Raw genomic sequence first — 19365 nt, forward strand, 5'->3', positions numbered from 1 at the left:
GTATGAGCGAAGACGGTCAGGGGACACAGGGGACGCATCGCTGGTTCGACGACGACGCCGGGCCCGTGGTGCGGCCGTACGCCATGACGCGCGGCCGGACCACAAGTCCGGCCCAGCACCGCCTCGATCTGATCGCGGTCGTCATCGCGGAAGCCCGTGCCGGTGATCCGGAGGCGGACAGGACGCTGTCTCCGGAGCACGTGGACATCGTCGGGCTCTGCCGTGACAGCCCCCAGTCGGTCGCCGAACTGGCGGCCGAACTGGACCTCCCCATCGGCGTGATCCGTGTTCTCATCGGCGATCTCGTCGACGACGAACTGGTGCACGTGACACGTCCCGTACCCCCCGCGGAATTGCCGGACGAGAGTATTCTGCGCGACGTGATCAACGGCCTCCGGGCGCTCTGAGCAGCGCGGAAGCGGGGAATGAGACGTGACTGGCTGGCAGTTCTGGGTCGACAGGGGCGGTACCTTCACGGACATCGTCGCGCGCCGTCCCGACGGACGGCTGCGCACGCACAAGCTTCTGTCGGACAATCCGTCCCGCTACGCCGACGCGGCCGTCGCGGGCATCCGTGAGCTCCTCGGCGGCGCGCCGGACGGCATGGCGGACGCCCCTGTCGACACGGTCCGCATGGGCACGACCGTCGCCACGAACGCCCTCCTGGAGCGCAAGGGCGAGCCCACCGCCCTGGTGATCACCCGCGGCTTCGGCGACGCCCTGCGCATCGCCTACCAGAACCGCCCCCGCATCTTCGCCCGCGAGATCGTCCTCCCCGAGCTGCTGTACGACCGGGTCATCGAGGTCGACGAGCGGGTCACCGCCGAGGGCGAGGTCTTACGGGCACCCGGCCCGGAGCAGCTCGCCGGACCGCTGCGCCAGGCCTACGAAGACGGCATCCGGGCCGTCGCGGTGGTCTGCGTGCACAGCCATCTGTACCCCGCCCACGAGCGGGCGATCGCCGAACTGGCCACCGCCGTCGGCTTCCCGCAGGTCTCGCTCTCCAGCGAGGTCAGCCCGCTGATGAAGCTGGTCCCGCGCGGGGACACGGCGGTCGTCGACGCCTATCTGTCGCCCGTCCTGCGCCGCTACGTCCAGCACGTCGCCGCCGAACTGCGCGGCGTACGGCTGATGTTCATGCAGTCGAACGGCGGCCTCACGGAAGCGGGCCAGTTCCGCGGCAAGGACGCGATCCTGTCCGGGCCCGCGGGCGGCATCGTCGGCATGGCCCGCATGTCGCAGCGTGCGGGCTTCGACCGCGTCATCGGGTTCGACATGGGCGGCACGTCCACGGACGTCTCGCACTACGCGGGCGAGCTCGAACGGGTCTTCACCACGCAGATCGCGGGCGTACGGCTGCGCGCGCCGATGCTGGACATCCACACCGTCGCGGCGGGCGGCGGTTCCGTGCTGCACTTCGACGGCAGCCGCTACCGCGTGGGCCCCGACTCCGCGGGCGCCACTCCGGGCCCGGCGAGCTACCGGGGCGGCGGCCCGCTCACGGTCACCGACGCCAACGTCGCCCTCGGACGCATCCAGCCCACCCACTTCCCGGCGGTGTTCGGCCCGGACGGCGCCCAGCCGCTCGACGGGGCGCTCGTACGCGACCGCTTCGCCGAGCTGGCCCGCGACATCCGGCAACGCACCGGCGACGACCGCACCGCGGAGCAGGTCGCCGAGGGATATCTGCGGATCGCGGTCGCCGACATCGCGGCCGCCGTCAAGCGCATCTCGGTCCAGAAGGGCCACGACATCACCCGCTACGCCCTCACGACGTTCGGCGGCGCGGGCGGTCAGCACGCCTGCATGGTCGCCGATTCGCTGGGCATCCGCACCGTCCTCGTGCCCCCGATGGCGGGTGTCCTTTCGGCGCTCGGCATCGGTCTCGCCGACACCACCGCGATGCGCGAGCAGTCCGTGGAGGCCCGTCTCGAACCGTCCGCGATGCCCCGGGTCCTGAGGACCGCCGACGACCTGGAGCAGGCGGCCCGCGCCGAACTCCTCGCCGAGGACGTGCCCGAGGACCGCATCCGCGTCACGCGCCGCGCCCAACTGCGCTACGACGGCACCGACACCACGCTCACCGTGGAGCTCACCGAGCCGGAGCGCATGACCCGCGTCTTCGAGGACCGTCATCGCACCACCTACTCCTTCACCCTGGACCGCCCCGTCGTCGTCGAGGCGCTCTCCGTGGAGGCCACCGGCCTGACCGAGCAGCCCGACCTCTCCGTGCCCGCCCGCGACGGTGACGCGGGCGCCGCGCGGACCGTGCGCCTGCACACCGGCGGCGCCTGGCGCGACGTGCTCCTGCACCGGCGCGAGGAGCTGCCGCCCGGCGAGAGCGTCGACGGCCCCGCGATCATCACCGAGGCCGGCGCCACGACGGTCGTGGACGACGGCTGGCGGGCGGCCATGACACGCGAGGGGCACCTGGTCATGGAACGCGTGGCGGTGCCCGGGAGTTCCGACTCGAGCGCCGCGGCCGACCCCGTACTCCTGGAGATCTTCAACAACCTCTTCATGTCGATCGCCGAGCAGATGGGCGCCCGTCTTGAGTCCACGGCCCAGTCGGTCAACATCAAGGAGCGGCTCGACTTCTCCTGTGCTCTCTTCGACCCCGACGGCAATCTCGTCGCCAACGCCCCGCACATCCCCGTGCACCTGGGCTCGATGGGCACCAGCGTGAAGGAGGTGATCCGGCGCCGCGGCAGCACCATGCGCGCCGGGGACACCTATGCCGTCAACGACCCCTACCACGGTGGGACCCACCTCCCGGACGTCACCGTGATCACGCCGGTCTTCGGCGCCGCGGGGGAGCAGGGCACCGCGCAGGAGCGGATCCTCTTCTACGTGGCCTCGCGCGGGCACCACGCGGAGATCGGCGGCATCGCCCCCGGCTCCATGCCGGCCAACAGCCGCACCATCGAGGAGGAAGGCATCCTCTTCGACAACTGGCTGCTCGTGGAGGCCGGTCGCTTCCGCGAGGCCGAGACCCTGAGCCTGCTCACCGAGGCGCCGTACCCCTCCCGCAACCCGGCCACCAACCTCGCCGACCTGCGCGCCCAGATCGCCGCCAACCAGAAGGGCGCCGACGAGGTCGCCCGAATGATCGAGAACTTCGGGCTCGACGTCGTCCAGGCGTACATGAGGCACGTCCAGGACAACGCCGAAGAAGCCGTACGCCGTGTCATCGACGCCCTCGACGAGGGCGAGTTCGCCTACCCGACCGACTCGGGAGCCGTCATCAGGGTCCGCGTCTCGGTGGACCGCGAAGCCCGCTCGGCGACCATCGACTTCACCGGTACGTCCCCGCAACTCGCCACGAACTTCAACGCACCCTTCGCGGTGGTCAACGCCGCCGTCCTGTACGTCTTCCGCACCCTGGTGGCCGAGGACATCCCGCTCAACGACGGCTGTCTGCGTCCCCTGCGCATCATCGTGCCGCCGGGCTCCCTGCTCGCGCCCGAGCCGCCGGCGGCCGTCGTCGCCGGGAACGTCGAGACGTCCCAGGCGATCACCGGCGCGCTGTACGGCGCGCTCGGCGTCCAGGCCGAGGGCTCGGGCACCATGAACAACGTCACCTTCGGAAACGACCGCCATCAGTACTACGAGACCGTCGCCTCGGGATCAGGCGCGGGTGACGGCTTCCACGGAGCGTCCGTCGTCCAGACCCACATGACCAACTCCCGGCTCACCGATCCAGAGGTGCTCGAATGGCGCCTGCCCGTGCTGCTCGAAGAGTTCGCGGTACGCAGGGGCAGCGGGGGCGCCGGCCAGTGGCGCGGCGGGGACGGCGCCGTGCGCCGCATCCGCTTCCGCGAGCCGATGACCGTCTCCACGCTCTCGCAGCACCGCAGAGTGGCGCCGTACGGCATGGCGGGCGGCAGTCCGGGAGCGCTCGGCACGGGGCGCTTGGAGCGTGCCGACGGCCGGGTTCAGAGGCTGGAGGGCAGCGACTTCGCGGACGCGGCCCCCGGCGACGTACTCGTGATCGAAACCCCCGGCGGCGGCGGATACGGCCGCGCCCCCCACGACAGCGGAGAAGCGCGCGGCACCCACCGGGCAAGCGCACCCCCCGAAACCAGCACAAGCCCCACGGCAACTGATCCAGGAGAAGCGAGCGATGATCTTCAAGCGTTCTGAGCGCGACAAGGCCCCCGTCGAGCCGGTCACGCTGAAGATCCTGGTGGCGGGCGGCTTCGGCGTGGGCAAGACCACGCTCGTCGGCGCCGTCAGCGAGATCAAACCGCTGCGCACGGAGGAACTGCTCAGCGAGGCGGGCCGCCCGATCGACGACACCAGCGGCGTCTCGGGCAAGCACACCACCACCGTCGCCATGGACTTCGGCCGCATCACCCTGCGCGAGGACCTCGTCCTCTACGTCTTCGGCACCCCCGGCCAGGACCGCTTCTGGTTCCTCTGGGACGAGCTGGCCACCGGTGCCCTCGGCGCCGTGGTGCTCGCCGACACCCGCCGCCTGGAGGACTGCTTCGCGGCCGTCGACTACTTCGAGCGCCGCTCCATACCCTTCGTCGTGGGCGTCAACTGCTTCGAGGGAGCGACGCGCTACCCCGCCGACACCGTGCGCCAGGCACTCGACCTCGACCCGGGCGTCCCCGTGGTGATGTGCGACGCGCGCGAGCGGCAGTCCGTCAAGGAAGTGCTCATCGGAGTGGTCCAGCACGCGATGACGACCGCCGCCGCGGCCAGGGAGCCCGCTACGACGTGAGCCCGTCTTCAGGTGCTTCGGGTGCTTCGGGTGCTTCGGGTGCTTCGGGTGCGCGCGGCACCGCGTGCCGGGACGAGCGCGGGAAGGCGTGCGAAACCGCGGCCCGTACCCCCACCGACCGGGGTACGGGCCGCGGTCACTCCCGGCCGGGCGCGCGGCTCAGCTCGCGCCGTCCTCGTGCCAGCCGAAGCTCCGCTCCACCGCCTTGCGCCAGTTGTGGTACTCGCGCTCCCGGGTTTCCGTCTCCATCGACGGCGTCCACTCGACGTCCTGCTGCCAGTGCGCCTTCAGTTCGTCGAGGTCGTTCCACACGCCGGTCGCGAGCCCGGCGGCGTACGCGGCACCCAGGCACGTCGTCTCGGTGATCTTCGGCCGGATCACCGGCACCCCGAGAATGTCCGCCTGATGCTGCATCAGCAGGTTGTTCTTGGTCATGCCGCCGTCGACCTTCAGGGTCCGCAACTGCACCCCGGAGTCCTGGTACATGGCGTCGACGACCTCGCGGGTCTGCCAGCTCGTCGCCTCCAGGACGGCGCGCGCCAGATGCGCCTTGGTCACGTACCGGGTGAGTCCGGTGACGACACCGCGCGCGTCGGAGCGCCAGTAGGGCGCGAAGAGGCCGGAGAACGCGGGCACGATGTACGCCCCGCCGTTGTCCTCCACGCTCGCGGCGAGCGGCTCGATCTCGTCGGCGCTGCGGATGATGCCGAGCTGGTCGCGGAACCACTGCACGAGCGCGCCGGTGATCGCGATCGCCCCTTCGAGGCAGTAGACGGGCGCCTCCGAGCCGATCTTGTAGCCCATCGTGGTGAGCAGCCCGTTCTTCGAGGGGACGGGCCGGTTACCGGTGTTGAGCAACAGGAAGCTGCCGGTTCCGTACGTGTTCTTGGCCGTCCCCGTGTCGTAGCAGGCCTGCCCGAAGATGGCCGCCTGCTGGTCGCCGAGGGCGGAGGCGACCGGCACGCCGGCCAGCTGCCCGACCGCCGTGCCGTAGACCTCCGCCGACGACTTGATCTCCGGCAGAACCGCCTCGGGCACGTTCATCGCGGACAGGATCGACTGGTCCCACTGGAGGGTGGCCAGGTTCATCAGCATGGTGCGCCCGGCGTTGGTGACGTCGGTGACGTGCACGCCGCCGTCCGTGCCCCCGGTGAGGTTCCAGATCAGCCAGGAGTCGATGGTGCCGAAGGCGATCTCGCCCCGCTCGGCACGTGCCCTGAGGCCGGGCACGTTGTCGAGCAGCCAGGCCGCCTTGGGCCCGGAGAAGTAGCTCGCCAGGGGCAGCCCCGTCTGCTCGCGGAACCGGTCCTGGCCGTCCGCGCCCCCCAGTTCATTGCAGAGGGCGGATGTCCGGGTGTCCTGCCAGACGATCGCGTTGTGCACGGGTTTGCCGGTGGCGCGGTCCCACAGGACCGTCGTCTCGCGCTGGTTGGTGATGCCGAGGGCGCTGAGCTGATCGACCCGGAGCCCGGCGTTGGCGATCGCCCCCGCGACCACGGCCTGCACCTTGGACCAGATCTCGGCGGCGTCGTGCTCCACCCACCCCGGCTTCGGAAAGATCTGGCGGTGCTCGCGCTGGTCGACGGCGACGATCTCGCCCGCGTGATTGAAGATGATGCAGCGGCTGGAGGTGGTGCCCTGGTCGATGGCGGCGACGAACTTCTCGGAGTTGTCCGGCATGGCTACCCCTAGCGTCAGAAGGCTACGTTGTAGATGAGACCTGCGAGCGCTCCGCCGATCAGCGGCCCGGCCACGGGGATCCAGGAGTAACTCCAGTCGGACGTGCCCTTGTTCGGGATCGGCAGGAACGTGTGCACGATGCGCGGGCCCAGGTCGCGGGCCGGGTTGATGGCGTAGCCCGTGGGCCCGCCGAGCGAGAGGCCGATGCCGACCACCAGGAACGCCACGATCAGCGTCTGCGTACCGGATTCACCGAGCCCCTCGGTGAGCCCGAAGGCGAGGATGGGCAGCACCAGGGCGATGGTCGCGATGATCTCCGTGACGAGGTTGGCGACCGGGTTACGGATCTCCGGGATGGTCGAGAAGATGCCGAGCGTCGGCGTCGGTTCGTGCCCGCTCGTCACCTTGTCCTTGACGGGCCGGGAGACGTTGGCGCTGAACTGCGCGTAGTACACGAGGTACGCGAGGACGGCGCCGAGCATCGCGCCGACCATCTGCCCGAGCAGATAGACCCAGACCTGGTCCCATTCCTCGGTGTCGATCGCGATGCCGAGCGTGACGGCGGGGTTGAGGTGACCGCCGGAGAGGGGGCCTGCCGTGTACGCGCCCGCGAGCACGCCGAAGCCCCATCCGAAGGCGATGACGACCCATCCGGAGGCCTTCGCCTTCGAATGATTCAGGGTGACGGCGGCGCATACGCCGGCGCCGAAGAGAATCAGGATCGCGGTGCCGATGACCTCACCGACGAAGATGTCCCCATTCGAGTACATGGCGGCTCCTAGGGCCTCGCCCGGGGCGGTGGCCCCGGTACTCCGTGCTGGGTGCTTCCCACGACTACTGCCTGGCTGTGCCCGGTGACGTCAGCCGGGGCAGGCGTGTCCCGCGCCCTGCCCGGCTTCCACGGCGAGCGTGCCGTCGCAGTCGAATCGCCCAGAGGGGGATGGCCCGCTGAACAGGGCCTTCAAGCAGGCCCTTTCGCGCGTACAGGGGCCCTGAATGGCGCGGAGCCGAAGTGCGGCGACGCCGACTGACACCGGAAGTGTTCACCGGCCGTGACGGAGCGTCAAGGTCGCGGACGGCACCGGTTAACCGGTGTGAGCCCTTCCTCCGCGGCGCGCCCGCGCTCGTCCCGCGTGTCGCTCGTGGAGTGCCCGGCTCGGCGCTCAGCGCACCGCGACGACCGAGGACCCGTGTCCGAAGAGCCCTTGGTTCGCGGTGATCCCCGCCCGCGCCCCCGCCACTTGCCGCGCCCCGGCCGTACCCCGCAGCTGCCACGTCAGTTCGCACACCTGGGCGATGGCCTGCGCCGGAACGGCCTCTCCGAAGGAGGCGAGTCCGCCGCTGGGGTTGACCGGTATGCGCCCGCCCGGAGCGGTCGCCCCCTCCCGCAGCAGCTTGGCCCCCTCGCCCTCGCCGCAGAGCCCCAGATCCTCGTACCACTGCAGTTCCAGCGCGGTGGAGAGGTCATAGACCTCCGCGAGGGAGAGGTCGTCGGGGCCGATGCCCGCCTCCTCGTACGCCGCGAGCGCGATGGAGGCACGGAACGTCCCGTCGGCCGGCGCCACGGCGGCGGCGGAGTCCGTCGCGATGTCCGGCAGGTCCAGGACGGTGGTCGGGTACGTCGGCGTCACCGTCGACACCGCGCGGATGCGCACCGGGTCGGCCGCGCCGTGCCGCCGGGCGAACTCCATGCTGGAGAGTACGAGCGCCGCCGCACCGTCGGAGGTCGCGCAGATGTCGAGCAGCCGCAGAGGATCGGCGACGACGGCCGAGGCGGCCACTTCCTCGGCGGTGACGGTCTTGCGGTAGCGCGCGTTCGGATTGAGGGCCCCCGCCGCCGCGTTCTTCACCTTGACCAGGGCGAAGTCCTCCGGAGTGTCCCCGTGCACCGCCATCCTGCGCCGCGCGTACAGACCGAAGTACGTGGGGTTGGTGGCGCCGAGGACCCGGAACCGCAGCCAGTCCGGGTCGTCGTGCCGGTCGCCCCCCGCGGGCCGGAAGAACCCCTTGGGCGCCGCGTCGGCCCCGACCACCAGGACGACGTCGGCCAGGCCCGCGAGGATCTGCGTACGCGCCGTGTTGATCGCCTGCGCCCCGGAGGCGCAGGCCGCGTACACGCTGGTGACCCGCGCGCCCTGCCAGCCGAGGGCCTTCGCGAACGTCGCCCCGGCCACGTATCCGGGATAGCCGCCGCGCACCGTGTCCGCACCGACGATCGAGCCCACGTCACGCCAGTCCACCCCGGCGTCGGCGAGCGCGGCCCGGGCCGCCGCGGTCCCGTACTCGACGAAGCTGCGGCCCCATTTGCCCCACGGGTGCATGCCCGCGCCGAGCACCGCCACCTCACTGGTCACGCGCTCACCCCCGTCGGCCGCCAGCACCATGTCGTCAGGGTCGTCCGCGCCGTCCGGGTCGTCCCGGCATCCTCGTCCAGGACACCGGGGACGACCTCCACCTCCATGCCGACCTCCAGATCGGCGACGGAAACCCCGGGAGCCGCCTGGCCGAGCACCACCATGCGCTCCGCCTCGAGCTCCACAGCGATCAACGTGTAGGGCTGCCAGGGAAGTTCCGGGTCGGACACATAGGGCGCGGGGGGCCGGTAGCGGCTGTCCGTGTACGACCAGACGCGGCCGCGCGGGGAGAGCGGCACCTCGTCGAGGTCGCCGCCGGGGCAGCCGGGATTGCGGCAGAAGCCGTCCTCGCGGGGGAAGAAGACACTGGCGCAGGCCGAGCAGCGCGTGCCGAGCAGACGGAAGTTGTCCCCCTCCCCGGCGAACCAGCCGGTCACCACGGGTGTACGCGTACGCGACAAGGCCCCTCCACGGCGCTGGATCTGACGGAACGTCAGGAGTGTGCCACGGGCAACCGGATCGCGTCAGTAGCGCGGCACCCGCTACTTCCCGTCCAGCGAGCGGCGCGTCACGGGGAAGTCGAAGTAGGTGTCCGGGAAGAGCTCCGGCTTGTAGGTGAAGTGCCACCACTCCTCGGGAAGGTTCACGAAACCGACCTTGGCCAGCGCGCCCCGCAGCAGATCGCGGTTGGCCCGCTGCTCACCGGTGATCCGGGGATCGTCCGTGTGGGAGAGGGTGTCGAAGCAGTCGAATCCCGTCCCCATGTCCACGGAGTTGTCGGGGAACCGCTCGGCCTTGGGCCCGAAGCAGGGCGTGAGCGCCTCACCGGGGACGTACGGGCGCGTGGGCAGGGCGGGCAGCTTCACGACCGTCAGGTCGAGCGTCGAGCCGCGACTGTGCCCGGACTTCGCCGCGATGTAGCCGTCCGCGAACAACCGCGACTTGTCGACATGGGGATAGAACTCCGCCTTCATGCGCACGTCGCCGAGATCCTCGGCCCAGCGCACGAACTGGTCGACCGCCCGCTGCGGCCGGTAGCAGTCGTACACCTTCAGGGAGTAGCCCTTACGCAGCAGCGTGCGCTGGGCCTTGTGCAGCGCCTTCGCCGCGGGCTCCGTGAGGATGCACATCGGCTTCTTGTAGCCGTCGACGGGCACGCCCACGAAGTTGTGCGGCGTGAAGTAGCGCATCTCCTGCATGATCGTCGGGTCGACGTCACGCAACGCCACGAACTCATCGGGGGCCTTGGGCTCGGGCTTGGCGTGGGCGGGCGCGGGGACGGCGGCCACAGCGAGCAGAGCGGTGGCGGTGACGGCGAGATTCCGCAGGGCGGAGGCGAATCCTGTCATGAACCCTGCATCTATCAGGATCCGGTGCCGGAGGGAAAGACCGTCACCGGAGCGATCGGACGATGATCCGATACAGTCCGCGGCGTGTCCGTACCCCCGGCGCCCCCGCCGCCCCCGCAGCCCCCGCACCGCGCCGATCCCGCACCGGGCTCCCACTGTTCGAGCTGCGGGTCGCCCTACGGCGAGAACCTGACCGCGTGGCCCCGCACCTGCGCCGACTGCGGCACGGTGGCCTACCGCAATCCGCTGCCCGTGGCGGTGGCAATGCAGCCCGTGTACGACGAAAAGGGCACCGCCCTTGTCGTCGTGACCCGGACCATCGACCCCGCGCGCGGGGGAATGGCCCTGCCCGGAGGGTTCATCGACCACCGGGAGGACTGGCGGGACGCCGTCGTGCGCGAGCTCATGGAGGAGACCGGCATCAGCGCCCGGAGCCGCGACGTCCGCCTCACCGAAGCGCTCAGCGCACCAGACGGATACCTGCTGCTCTTCGGCCTCCTGCCCGAGCGCCCGGCGGCCGAACTACCGGATCCCGCACCGACGGACGAAACGGAAGGCTGGCACCTGCTGCACCGCCCGACCGAACTGGCCTTCCCTCTGCACACCTTGGCGGTACGCGCCTGGTTCGAAGGGCGCTACATGTGACGGCGGGGTGCTGCCTTCCGGCGCGGGGGGTGCTAGGTCTGATGGCGGGGTGCTGCCCTGCGGCGTGGGGATGCTAGATCTGGCGGTGGGGCGCTGCCCTGCGGCGCGGGGGCGCTAGATCTGGCGGCGGGGCGTTACCCCGCGACGCCGGGGCACTGGATCTGACCGGCAGGGCGCTGCCCTCCGGTGCGGGGGCGCTGCATCTGAGGTGGGGTTGCTGCCTTCCGGCGCGGGGGCGCTACATCTGACGGCAGGGCGTTGCTCCCCGGACGCCGGGGGCGCCGCCTCTGCTGCTGAGGGGGGCCACCTCTGACGCCGGGGCCGCCGCTTCTGCTGTTGAGGGGGCCACCTCTACCGCCGAGGGCGCCGCCTCTGATGCCGACGCACCACCTCTGCCGCCGAGGACGCTACATCCGCCGCTCGGAGAGCCCCCGCACCGTCACCCGCAGCCCCAACTCCTCCGCCGTCTCCACGGCGTCATCGGCGGTCCGGCCGTCCCGCTCGACCACCACACGCCCCCCGGCCCACCGCGTGGCGAACCGCTCGATCTCCGGCTCCTCCCACCCGTCGCCCACGTCCCTGACCACAAGGCCGCCTCCCGTACGCCCCGGAGCGGGCGCCCACACCTCCAGCTCCAACCCGCCGTCGGCGCCCCGCACAGGCAGCACCGCCCCCGCCCGCGCGAGCACCGGTACACGCGACAGCGGGGCCTCCACGACCACCCGGGCAGGCCCTTCGTAGACCTCGCCGGTCGCCGTGTCGTACCACCGCCCCGCCGGCAGCCGCACCGTGCGGCGGACGGCCCCCGGCTCGAACACGGGCGCCACGAGGAGACAGTCCCCGAGCAGAAACGCGTCCTCGCAGTCGCGCAGCGCCCGGTCCTCCGGACTGCCCCACCACAGGGGCCGCACATACGGCGTTCCCGTACGCCGCGCCAGATGCGCGAGCGTCACGAAGTACGGCAGCAGCCGCCGGCGTTCGACGAGCGCCACGCGCGCGTGCTCGAGTACTTCGGGACCGAACTCCCAGGGCTCCCTGCGCCCGGCCCGCAGCGCGGCATGCGTACGGAACAGCGGCAGATACGAGCCCAGCTGGAACCACCGCAGATACAGCTCGGGCGACGGACTGCCGTCGAACCCGCCCACATCAGGACCCGAATACGGCACCCCGCACAGCCCGAGCCCCAGGACCAGCGACAGAGACGCCCGCAGCCCCGGCCACCCCGTGGCCACATCCCCGGACCACGTCCCTCCGTAGCGCTGCATTCCCGCCCACCCGGAGCGCGAGAACAGGAACGGCCGCTCGTCGGGATGCAGTTCGCACAACCCCTCGTAGCCGGCTCGGGCCATTCCCAGGCCGTACACGTTGTGCGCCTCGCGGTGGTCACCGCCGCGCCCCTCCAGGGAGTGCCGGGCCGAACGGGGCAGCGTCGGCTCCCCGAAGGCGGCGAAGGACACCGGTTCGTTCATGTCGTGCCAGAAGCCCGCGAATCCCTGGGCGAGCCGCTCCTTGTAGAGGCGGCCCCACCACGCCCGCACCCGGGCGTCCGTGAAGTCCGGGTACACCGACACCCCCGGCCAGACCAGCCCGTGCACCGTCCGCCCCGCGGCGTCCCGCACGAAGGCGTCCGTCGTCCGGCCGCTGTCGAAGACCTCGTTGCCGGGCACCGCCTTCACCGCCGGATCGACGATCGACACCAATCGCACGCCGTCCCCGAGCAACTCGTCGGCCAGCTGCGGCAAACGGGGATAAGTCTCCTTGTCGACGGTGAACACCTGATGCGCTTCGTAGTGGTCGATGTCCAGATGCACGGCGTCCAGCGGCAGCCCGCGCTCCCGGTAGCCCGCGACGATCCGCCGCACCTCCTGCTCACCGCCGAAGCCCCACCGCGCGTGATGATGCCCCAGCGCCCACGCGGGAGGCAGCGCGGGCGCCCCGGTCAGCGAGGCCCACGTGTGCAGCACGCGCGCGGGGGTGCCCACCATCACCCAGCACCGCAGCGGCCCGCCGGTCATGCGCACCTCGCACGAACCCGCCCTGTCGTGCCCCGACCCCGCGCCCTCCTCGCCCTCCCGCAGCGTCACGGTGCCGTCCCACGTGTTGTCGTGGAACACCAGATGACAGCCGACATCGGCCACCACGAGCTGCACGGGCATGGTGATGTACAAAGGCCCGTCACCGGGCCCGAACGAAACCCCCGGATCGGTGTTCCACAGGCGGTACGTCCCGTTCCGCAGCCGAGGCCCCCGCGCACGTCCCCCGAGGCCGAAGAACCGCGCGTCCGCCGCCACCTGCGAGCGCTGCACCCAGTGCGCCGCACCCCCGTCCACCGGCTCCCACCAGCGCGGCGGCAGATCCCGGCGCAGCATCAGACCGCCGGGCGTACGAAGCTCCACCGCGCCGTGCCGCGAGACGACCACCGTCGCCCGCTCCGACACCACCCGCCAGCCACCCTCCTTGTCCGGTTCGAGGACGGCCCGCGGGTCCGCCTCGGGACTCCCGCTGACGAGCGCGTACGAAGGATCCGGCTCCGCGCCGTCCCAGCCCCAGAAGATCGCCCCGCCCGTAGTGACCCGCACCCGCAGCTCGGAACGGGCGAACCGCACCACACCGCCCCCCGGCCCCGGCTCCACCCCCGTCACCGGCCCCGGCACCCGCGCGCGCTCGGCACCCCGGGGGGCAAGCCCGACGGCGTCCACCCGCCTCCTGCGCCAGGAGGACCGCACCGCACGCAACCCCTGCGCCGTACCGATCAAACTGACCGCCTTCATCGAACGCACCAGGTCACGACCGTTCATGCTGCTCACCCTGCCACCGAAGAAGCCGCCCGTATGCATCGTTCAACTGCCGTTCACCTGGGGGGACGGCACATAGTCGCCGCGCCGACTGTGTGAGGCACACCCTGGTGCCGAAATCGATCACGTGGCATCGTCCCTGTCAGCCGTGTCGCGCGCAGGAACCAGCACGCGCGCACCACACACGCATACGACGCGTAAAGCCCGGGAGCCGCCCCATGTCCTCAGCGAACCCCTCACCGCTCTGGCAGCCCGACCAGCAACGGATCGCCGCCGCGCAGGTCACGCGCTTCCAGGCGTGGGCCGCCGAACGCCACGGAGCCCCCGCCGACGGCGGCTACGCGGCGCTGCACCGCTGGTCCGTGGACGAGTTGGACACGTTCTGGCAGGCGGTGACCGACTGGTTCGACGTGCGGTTCTCGACGCCCTACGCGCGCGTACTCGGCGACCGCACGATGCCGGGCGCGCAATGGTTCCCCGGAGCTACGCTCAACTACGCCGAACACGCGCTGCGCGCCGCAGAGGACCCCACGCGCGCGGGCGACCCCGCTCTCCTGCATGTGGACGAGACCCACGAGCCGGCCGCCGTCACCTGGGGCGAGCTGCGCCGCCAGGTCGGCTCCCTGGCGGCGGAACTGCGCACACTCGGCGTGCGCCCCGGTGACCGCGTCAGCGGCTACGTCCCGAACATCCCGCAGGCCGTCGTCGCCCTCCTGGCCACCGCGGCCGTCGGCGCCGTCTGGACCTCCTGCGCCCCCGACTTCGGCGCACGCAGCGTTCTCGACCGCTTCCAGCAGGTCGAACCGGTCGTCCTGTTCACCGTCGACGGCTACCGCTACGGCGGCAAGGAGCACGACCGCCGCGACGCCGTCGCCGAACTGCGCCGCGAACTGCCCACCCTGCGCGCCGTCGTCCACATCCCGCTGCTCGGCACCGAGGCCCCCGAAGGCGCCCTGGAATGGGCCGCCCTCACCGCGTCGGACACGGCCCCCGTCTTCGAACCCGTCCCGTTTGACCACCCCTTGTGGGTGCTCTACTCCTCCGGCACCACGGGCCTGCCCAAGGCGATCGTCCAGTCCCAGGGCGGCATCCTCGTCGAACACCTCAAGCAGCTTGGCCTGCACTGCGACCTGGGCCCCGAAGACCGCTTCTTCTGGTACACGTCCACCGGCTGGATGATGTGGAACTTCCTCGTCTCCGGCCTTCTCACCGGCACCACGATCATCCTGTACGACGGCAGCCCCGGCTATCCCGACACCGGCGCCCAGTGGCGCATCGCCGAACGCACGAAGGCCACCCTCTTCGGCACGTCGGCTGCGTACGTCATGGCCTGCCGCAAGGCGGGCGTGCACCCCGCCCGCGACTTCGACCTCTCCGCAGTGCAGTGCGTCGCCACCACGGGCTCCCCGCTCCCGCCCGACGGATTCCGCTGGCTGCACGACGAGTTCGAGAACACCCCCGGCGGCCTGTGGATGGCCTCCGTAAGCGGAGGCACGGACGTCTGCTCCTGCTTCGCCGGAGCCGTCCCCACCCTGCCCGTGCACATCGGCGAACTCCAGGCCCCCGGCCTCGGCACCGACCTGCAGGCCTGGGACCCCGGGGGCAAACCGCTCATCGACGAGGTCGGCGAACTCGTCGTCACCAACCCGATGCCGTCCATGCCCATCCACTTCTGGAACGACCCGGACGGCACCCGCTACCACGACAGCTACTTCGACACCTACCCCGGCGTCTGGCGCCACGGCGACTGGATCACCGTCACCTCGCACGGCTCGGTCGTCATCCACGGCCGCTCCGACTCCACGCTCAACCGCCAGGGCGTACGCATGGGATCGGCCGACATCTACGAAGCCGTCGAGCGCCTCCCGGAGATCCGCGAATCCCTCGTCATCGGCGTCGAACAGCCCGACGGCGGCTACTGGATGCCCCTCTTCATCCACCTCGCCCCCGGCGCCACCCTCGACGACGGCCTCCGCGACCGCATCAAGCAGACGATCCGCGCACAACTGTCCCCGCGCCACGTCCCCGACGAGGTCATCGAGGTCCCCGGCATCCCGCACACCCTCACCGGCAAGCGCATCGAGGTCCCGGTCAAGCGACTGCTCCAGGGCACCGCCCTCGACAAGGCGGTCAACCCCGGCTCCGTCGACAACCTCGACCTCCTCCGCTTCTACGAGGACCTGGCCCGCACCCGCTCCTGATCTCCCGCCCGCCGCCGTTGTCAGTGCTCACCCTTACGGTGAGTGAGCACTGATCAACGGATCGCAGGGGGAATCATGGCCAGCGCACCACACACCACCATGCGACGGGCACTGCGCCGCGAAGTCGCCGGAACCATCGGCCTGTTGGCCGACGAGGACGACTTCGCGGCCATGCGCCGCTACCGCACCTTCACCTTCGACGACCACGAGACCTACCTCCGGCAGGCCGAAGGCCTCCTCAGAACCCTCGCGTCCGGCGGCGGCCACACCACCATCGCCCTCTTCGACCCCGAGGAGTACGAGGAGTACTGCGCCGACACCGGCCTGGACCCCGACGCCCCGGCAAGCCGCACCCGCTTCACCGCGGAACTGGCCGCCACCGGCCCCACCGTCCCGTACGACGGCCGACCCCTTCGCGATCTCCTCCCCGACCTCGTCGACGAAGCCGTCCGCCAGGTCACCTGGGAGTACGCGACAATGCTCCTGGCCCGTCAGGGCAACTGCGCGGTCTGCGGAGAGGACATCGGCCGGGACGCCTTCAGCCGGGCCTCGGAGCTGCTCGTCCAACTGCTCGACACCTCCGGCCCCGGCACCCGGCACCTCGTCTGCAGCGTGCCCACCGCCCCGGAGACACTCCTCGCCACCCTGCACGTCACACGGGACACCGCGGGCAACACCGCACTCGACGAGACCGACGCCCTGGAGTTCACCACGGTCCTCGCGGTCGGCATCGCCACCCACAGCGCCGGGGGCCTGGTCATGCGCACCACCACGGAAGGAGCGCCCGACCGCGTCCAGGGCTGGCGCCTGCACGGCGAGCGACTGGAGCCCCTCACCGCGGCCGAGGTCTTCGACGCCTACTGCACCGACACGGTGTCAGGAGACCTCGTGGCCCCGGAATCCGGCGTCGACTACTGCGCCGCACCGCCCATCGGGGACGACGAGCCCGAAGGGGGACACCGGCACTGAACGCCGAAGGGGCGCCCCATCCCTCGCGGATGGAGCGCCCCTCACAGACCTGGCGTGCGACTACTCGCCGGACAGAACCGCCTGAGCGGCCTTACGGGCCTCCTCGGCGCTGTCCGCGGCACGCGCGGCGGAAGCCGCACGCTCGCACTGCGCCAGCGTGTACTTGCCCAGCGTCGCCCGCACGTAGGGGATGGACGCCGCACCCATCGACAGAGAGGTGACACCGAGACCGGTCAGCACACAGGCGAGGAGCGGATCGGACGCCGCCTCGCCGCACACGCCACAGCTCTTGCCCTCGGCAGCGGCCGCCTCGGCGGACAGCGCGACCAGGTCGAGCAGCGCGGGCTGCCACGGGTCCTGCAGCCGGGACACGGCACCCACCTGACGGTCGGCCGCAAAGGCGTACTGCGCGAGGTCGTTGGTGCCCAGCGAGAGGAACTCGACCTCCTGGAGGATCGAGCGCGCTCGCAGCGCGGCGGACGGGATCTCCACCATGGCGCCGAACTTGGCCTGCAGTCCCGCCTCGCGGCAGGCGTCGGCGAACGCCTTGGCGTCGATACGGTCGGCGACCATCGGCGCCATGACCTCGAGGTAGACCGGCAGCCCTTCCGCTGCCTTGGCCAGCGCCGTCAGCTGCGTACGCAGCACATCGGGGTGCTCGAGCAGCGACCGCAGACCGCGCACGCCGAGCGCCGGGTTCGGCTCGTCACCGGGCGTCAGGAAGTCGAGCGGCTTGTCGGCACCCGCGTCGAGCACACGCACGACGACGCGCCCCTCGGGGAACGCTTCGAGCACCGCACGGTACGCCTCGACCTGCTTCTCCTCCGACGGCGCCTTGGTGCTGTCGTCGAGGAAGAGGAACTCGGTACGGAACAGACCGACACCCTCGGCCCCGGCCTCCACGGCCGCCGGCACATCCGCGGGACCGCCGACGTTGGCCAGCAGCGGCACCTTGTGCCCGTCGGACGTCGCACCGGGACCGGTCGACGCGGCAAGCGCGGCCCTGCGCTCGGCGGCCGCGGCCTCGAGCTGACCCCGCTTCTCCGCGCTCGGCTCGACGAAGATCTCACCGGTGCTGCCGTCCACGGCGACGACCGTGCCCTCGGCCAGCTCACCGGCGCCCGGCAGCGCGACGATGGCGGGCACACCGAGCGCCCGCGCGAGGATCGCGCTGTGACTGGTCGGCCCGCCCTCCTCGGTGACGAAGCCCAGCACGAGCGCGGGGTCGAGCAGCGCCGTGTCCGCCGGCGCGAGGTCGCGCGCGATCAGGACGTAGGGCTCGTCGCTGTCCGGAACACCGGGCATCGGAACGCCGAGGAGCCGGGCGACTATCCGGTTGCGCACGTCGTCGAGGTCGGCGACGCGTCCGGCCATGTACTCGCCGGCGCCCGCGAGCAGCTCGCGGTAGTGCGAAAAGGCGTCATAGACGGCGCGTTCCGCAGAGCTGCCGACGGTGATGCGCCGGTCGACGTCCGCCATGAGCTCGGGGTCCTGGGCGATCATGGCCTGCGCCTCGAGCACCGCCTGAGCCTCGCCGCCGGCCAGGTTGCCGCGCGCGTTCAGGTCGGCCGCCACAGCTTCCACCGCCTGGCGAGCGCGCCCCTGTTCGCGCTCTGCTTCCTCCGCGGGAATCTGCTTGGCGGGCGGTTCGAGCACCGCCGTCCCCATGTGCCGAACCTCGCCGATCGCCACTCCGTGGCTCACGCCGACGCCTCGCAGCGTTGTCTCCATTGCACCCGTCTCCGATTGAGCGGCGGGCCCAGCCGCCGCGATGGATGTCCTACCTGCCGTCAGGGACGGCGATGACGTCACTTCCAGCTGAAGAGAGAGTCCCCAGCCTTCACGTCGCCATCCTCCACGAGACCGGAGAGGGACTCGGCAGTGGCCTCGAGTGCCACGATCGGGCAGATCGGAGACTTGCCGGCCGCCTCGACGCCCGCGGGGTCCCAGCGCACGATGGACTGACCGCGCTGCACGGTGTCACCCTTGTTCACGAGCAGCTCGAAGCCCTCGCCGTTGAGCTGGACGGTGTCGATGCCCAGGTGCGTCAGCACGCCGTGCCCCTGGTCGTCGACGACGACGAAGGCGTGCGGGTGGAGCGAGACGACGATGCCGTCGACGGGGGCGACAGCCTCGGAGGGCTCACGCGCGGGGTCGATGGCGGTGCCGGGCCCGACCATCGCGCCGGAGAACACGGGGTCCGGTACAGCGGAGAGCCCGATGGCGCGTCCGACAAGCGGGGACGTCACAGTGGTCATGGCATGCCTCCCAGGGGGTGGAGAGTCGTAGCCGCCGTCGCTACCTGTCCTGGACGACGCACTGTGCAGAAGAGTAAGTCATAAAAAGTCCCGGTTCCGCGTGAGAGGTCCCGGTTGACTGAGTAGGGGCACTGCACAAACGATTTGCGCCCGCCCCAACGCCCCATGTACAGTCGGACTCCTGCCTGAGGCGAGCGACGCGGTCAGCGTCCGGACTCGGCGGCATCTATCAAGTCAGATCCTAATCCCTGGGTCAGCTTCTGCGTGTTCGCAGATGAGTGGTCAGGGAGTCGAAAAAGACCTGATAGAGTTTGAAACACAACGAAGGGAAGCGCCCGGAGGAAAGCCCGAGAGGGTGAGTACAAAGGAAGCGTCCGTTCCTTGA

Annotated in this window: 14 protein-coding genes; 6 read left to right on the forward strand and 8 right to left on the reverse strand. The window is 71.1% G+C overall.

What is annotated here, in order from left to right:
- Positions 1-2 precede the first annotated feature (2 nt).
- Genes IE226_RS32215 through IE226_RS32225 form a run of 3 tightly spaced genes read left to right on the forward strand, consistent with a single transcriptional unit; the run spans position 3 to position 4729 of the window.
- On the forward strand, positions 3-407 hold the full coding sequence (locus tag IE226_RS32215) for a DUF742 domain-containing protein (protein ID WP_190084953.1): 405 nt from the start codon (positions 3-5) through the stop codon (positions 405-407).
- 25 nt (positions 408-432) lie between these two features.
- Positions 433-4143 (forward strand): hydantoinase B/oxoprolinase family protein, encoded by a 3711-nt coding sequence (locus tag IE226_RS32220; protein ID WP_190084954.1) that lies wholly within the window; start codon positions 433-435, stop codon positions 4141-4143.
- A complete protein-coding gene (locus IE226_RS32225; RefSeq protein ID WP_190084955.1) occupies positions 4124-4729 on the forward strand; it encodes a GTP-binding protein in 606 nt (201 codons plus the stop codon). Before IE226_RS32220 ends, IE226_RS32225 begins: the two co-directional genes overlap by 20 nt.
- A 159-nt stretch (positions 4730-4888) precedes the next feature.
- Here IE226_RS32225 and glpK read toward each other — a convergent pair whose 3' ends face one another.
- The 5 genes from glpK to IE226_RS32250 form a co-directional block, all read right to left on the reverse strand.
- Positions 4889-6409 (reverse strand): glycerol kinase GlpK, encoded by a 1521-nt coding sequence (gene glpK / locus IE226_RS32230; protein ID WP_190084956.1) that lies wholly within the window; start codon positions 6407-6409, stop codon positions 4889-4891.
- Positions 6410-6423: 14 nt separating this feature from the next.
- Positions 6424-7179 carry an MIP/aquaporin family protein gene (locus tag IE226_RS32235; RefSeq protein WP_190084957.1) on the reverse strand — a complete coding sequence of 252 codons (756 nt, stop codon included), beginning with the start codon at positions 7177-7179 and terminating at the stop codon, positions 6424-6426.
- 393 nt (positions 7180-7572) lie between these two features.
- A complete protein-coding gene (locus tag IE226_RS32240; protein ID WP_190084976.1) occupies positions 7573-8763 on the reverse strand; it encodes a lipid-transfer protein in 1191 nt (396 codons plus the stop codon).
- Positions 8760-9203 carry a Zn-ribbon domain-containing OB-fold protein gene (locus tag IE226_RS32245; protein ID WP_190084977.1) on the reverse strand — a complete coding sequence of 148 codons (444 nt, stop codon included), beginning with the start codon at positions 9201-9203 and terminating at the stop codon, positions 8760-8762. The genes IE226_RS32240 and IE226_RS32245 overlap by 4 nt, the downstream gene beginning before the upstream one ends.
- A gap of 102 nt (positions 9204-9305) precedes the next feature.
- Positions 9306-10112 carry a M15 family metallopeptidase gene (locus IE226_RS32250; protein ID WP_190084958.1) on the reverse strand — a complete coding sequence of 269 codons (807 nt, stop codon included), beginning with the start codon at positions 10110-10112 and terminating at the stop codon, positions 9306-9308.
- A gap of 84 nt (positions 10113-10196) precedes the next feature.
- On the opposite strand from IE226_RS32250, the gene IE226_RS32255 reads away from it, so the two are divergent.
- Entirely contained in the window at positions 10197-10757 is a 561-nt protein-coding gene (locus IE226_RS32255; RefSeq protein ID WP_190084959.1) for an NUDIX domain-containing protein, read from the forward strand.
- Between the two features lie 407 nt (positions 10758-11164).
- On the opposite strand, the gene IE226_RS32260 is transcribed toward IE226_RS32255, so the two are convergent.
- Positions 11165-13555, reverse strand: a complete 2391-nt coding sequence (locus tag IE226_RS32260; protein WP_190084960.1) for a glycoside hydrolase family 31 protein — start codon at positions 13553-13555, stop codon at positions 11165-11167.
- 215 nt (positions 13556-13770) lie between these two features.
- Here IE226_RS32260 and IE226_RS32265 point away from each other — a divergent pair, with 215 nt between their 5' ends.
- Together IE226_RS32265 and IE226_RS32270 are read left to right on the forward strand one after the other, a co-directional pair.
- On the forward strand, positions 13771-15753 hold the full coding sequence (locus IE226_RS32265) for an acetoacetate--CoA ligase (RefSeq protein ID WP_190084961.1): 1983 nt from the start codon (positions 13771-13773) through the stop codon (positions 15751-15753).
- 75 nt (positions 15754-15828) lie between these two features.
- Positions 15829-16722 (forward strand): DUF8829 domain-containing protein, encoded by an 894-nt coding sequence (locus IE226_RS32270; protein ID WP_190084962.1) that lies wholly within the window; start codon positions 15829-15831, stop codon positions 16720-16722.
- A gap of 60 nt (positions 16723-16782) precedes the next feature.
- Here IE226_RS32270 and ptsP read toward each other — a convergent pair whose 3' ends face one another.
- Positions 16783-18453: a phosphoenolpyruvate--protein phosphotransferase gene (gene ptsP, locus IE226_RS32275; RefSeq protein ID WP_190084963.1), complete on the reverse strand. Its 1671-nt coding sequence runs from the start codon at positions 18451-18453 to the stop codon at positions 16783-16785.
- 77 nt (positions 18454-18530) lie between these two features.
- Complete coding sequence (locus IE226_RS32280; RefSeq protein WP_190084964.1) at positions 18531-18980, reverse strand: PTS sugar transporter subunit IIA; 450 nt, start codon at positions 18978-18980, stop codon at positions 18531-18533.
- Positions 18981-19365 lie beyond the last annotated feature (385 nt).

The organism is Streptomyces longisporoflavus (assembly GCF_014649775.1).
Classification (GTDB): domain Bacteria; phylum Actinomycetota; class Actinomycetes; order Streptomycetales; family Streptomycetaceae; genus Streptomyces; species Streptomyces longisporoflavus.

Excerpts from the sequence above, each read along its gene's own strand:
- IE226_RS32270 (WP_190084962.1), top strand. The coding sequence starts at position 15,829 with ATGGCCAGCGCACCACACACCACCATGCGACGGGCACTGCGCCGCGAA.
- IE226_RS32250 (WP_190084958.1), bottom strand. The coding sequence starts at position 10,112 with ATGACAGGATTCGCCTCCGCCCTGCGGAATCTCGCCGTCACCGCCACC.
- ptsP (WP_190084963.1), bottom strand. The coding sequence starts at position 18,453 with ATGGAGACAACGCTGCGAGGCGTCGGCGTGAGCCACGGAGTGGCGATC.
- IE226_RS32265 (WP_190084961.1), top strand. The coding sequence starts at position 13,771 with ATGTCCTCAGCGAACCCCTCACCGCTCTGGCAGCCCGACCAGCAACGG.
- IE226_RS32235 (WP_190084957.1), bottom strand. The coding sequence starts at position 7,179 with ATGTACTCGAATGGGGACATCTTCGTCGGTGAGGTCATCGGCACCGCG.
- IE226_RS32260 (WP_190084960.1), bottom strand. The coding sequence starts at position 13,555 with ATGAACGGTCGTGACCTGGTGCGTTCGATGAAGGCGGTCAGTTTGATC.
- IE226_RS32280 (WP_190084964.1), bottom strand. The coding sequence starts at position 18,980 with ATGACCACTGTGACGTCCCCGCTTGTCGGACGCGCCATCGGGCTCTCC.
- IE226_RS32215 (WP_190084953.1), top strand. The coding sequence starts at position 3 with ATGAGCGAAGACGGTCAGGGGACACAGGGGACGCATCGCTGGTTCGAC.
- IE226_RS32225 (WP_190084955.1), top strand. The coding sequence starts at position 4,124 with ATGATCTTCAAGCGTTCTGAGCGCGACAAGGCCCCCGTCGAGCCGGTC.
- glpK (WP_190084956.1), bottom strand. The coding sequence starts at position 6,409 with ATGCCGGACAACTCCGAGAAGTTCGTCGCCGCCATCGACCAGGGCACC.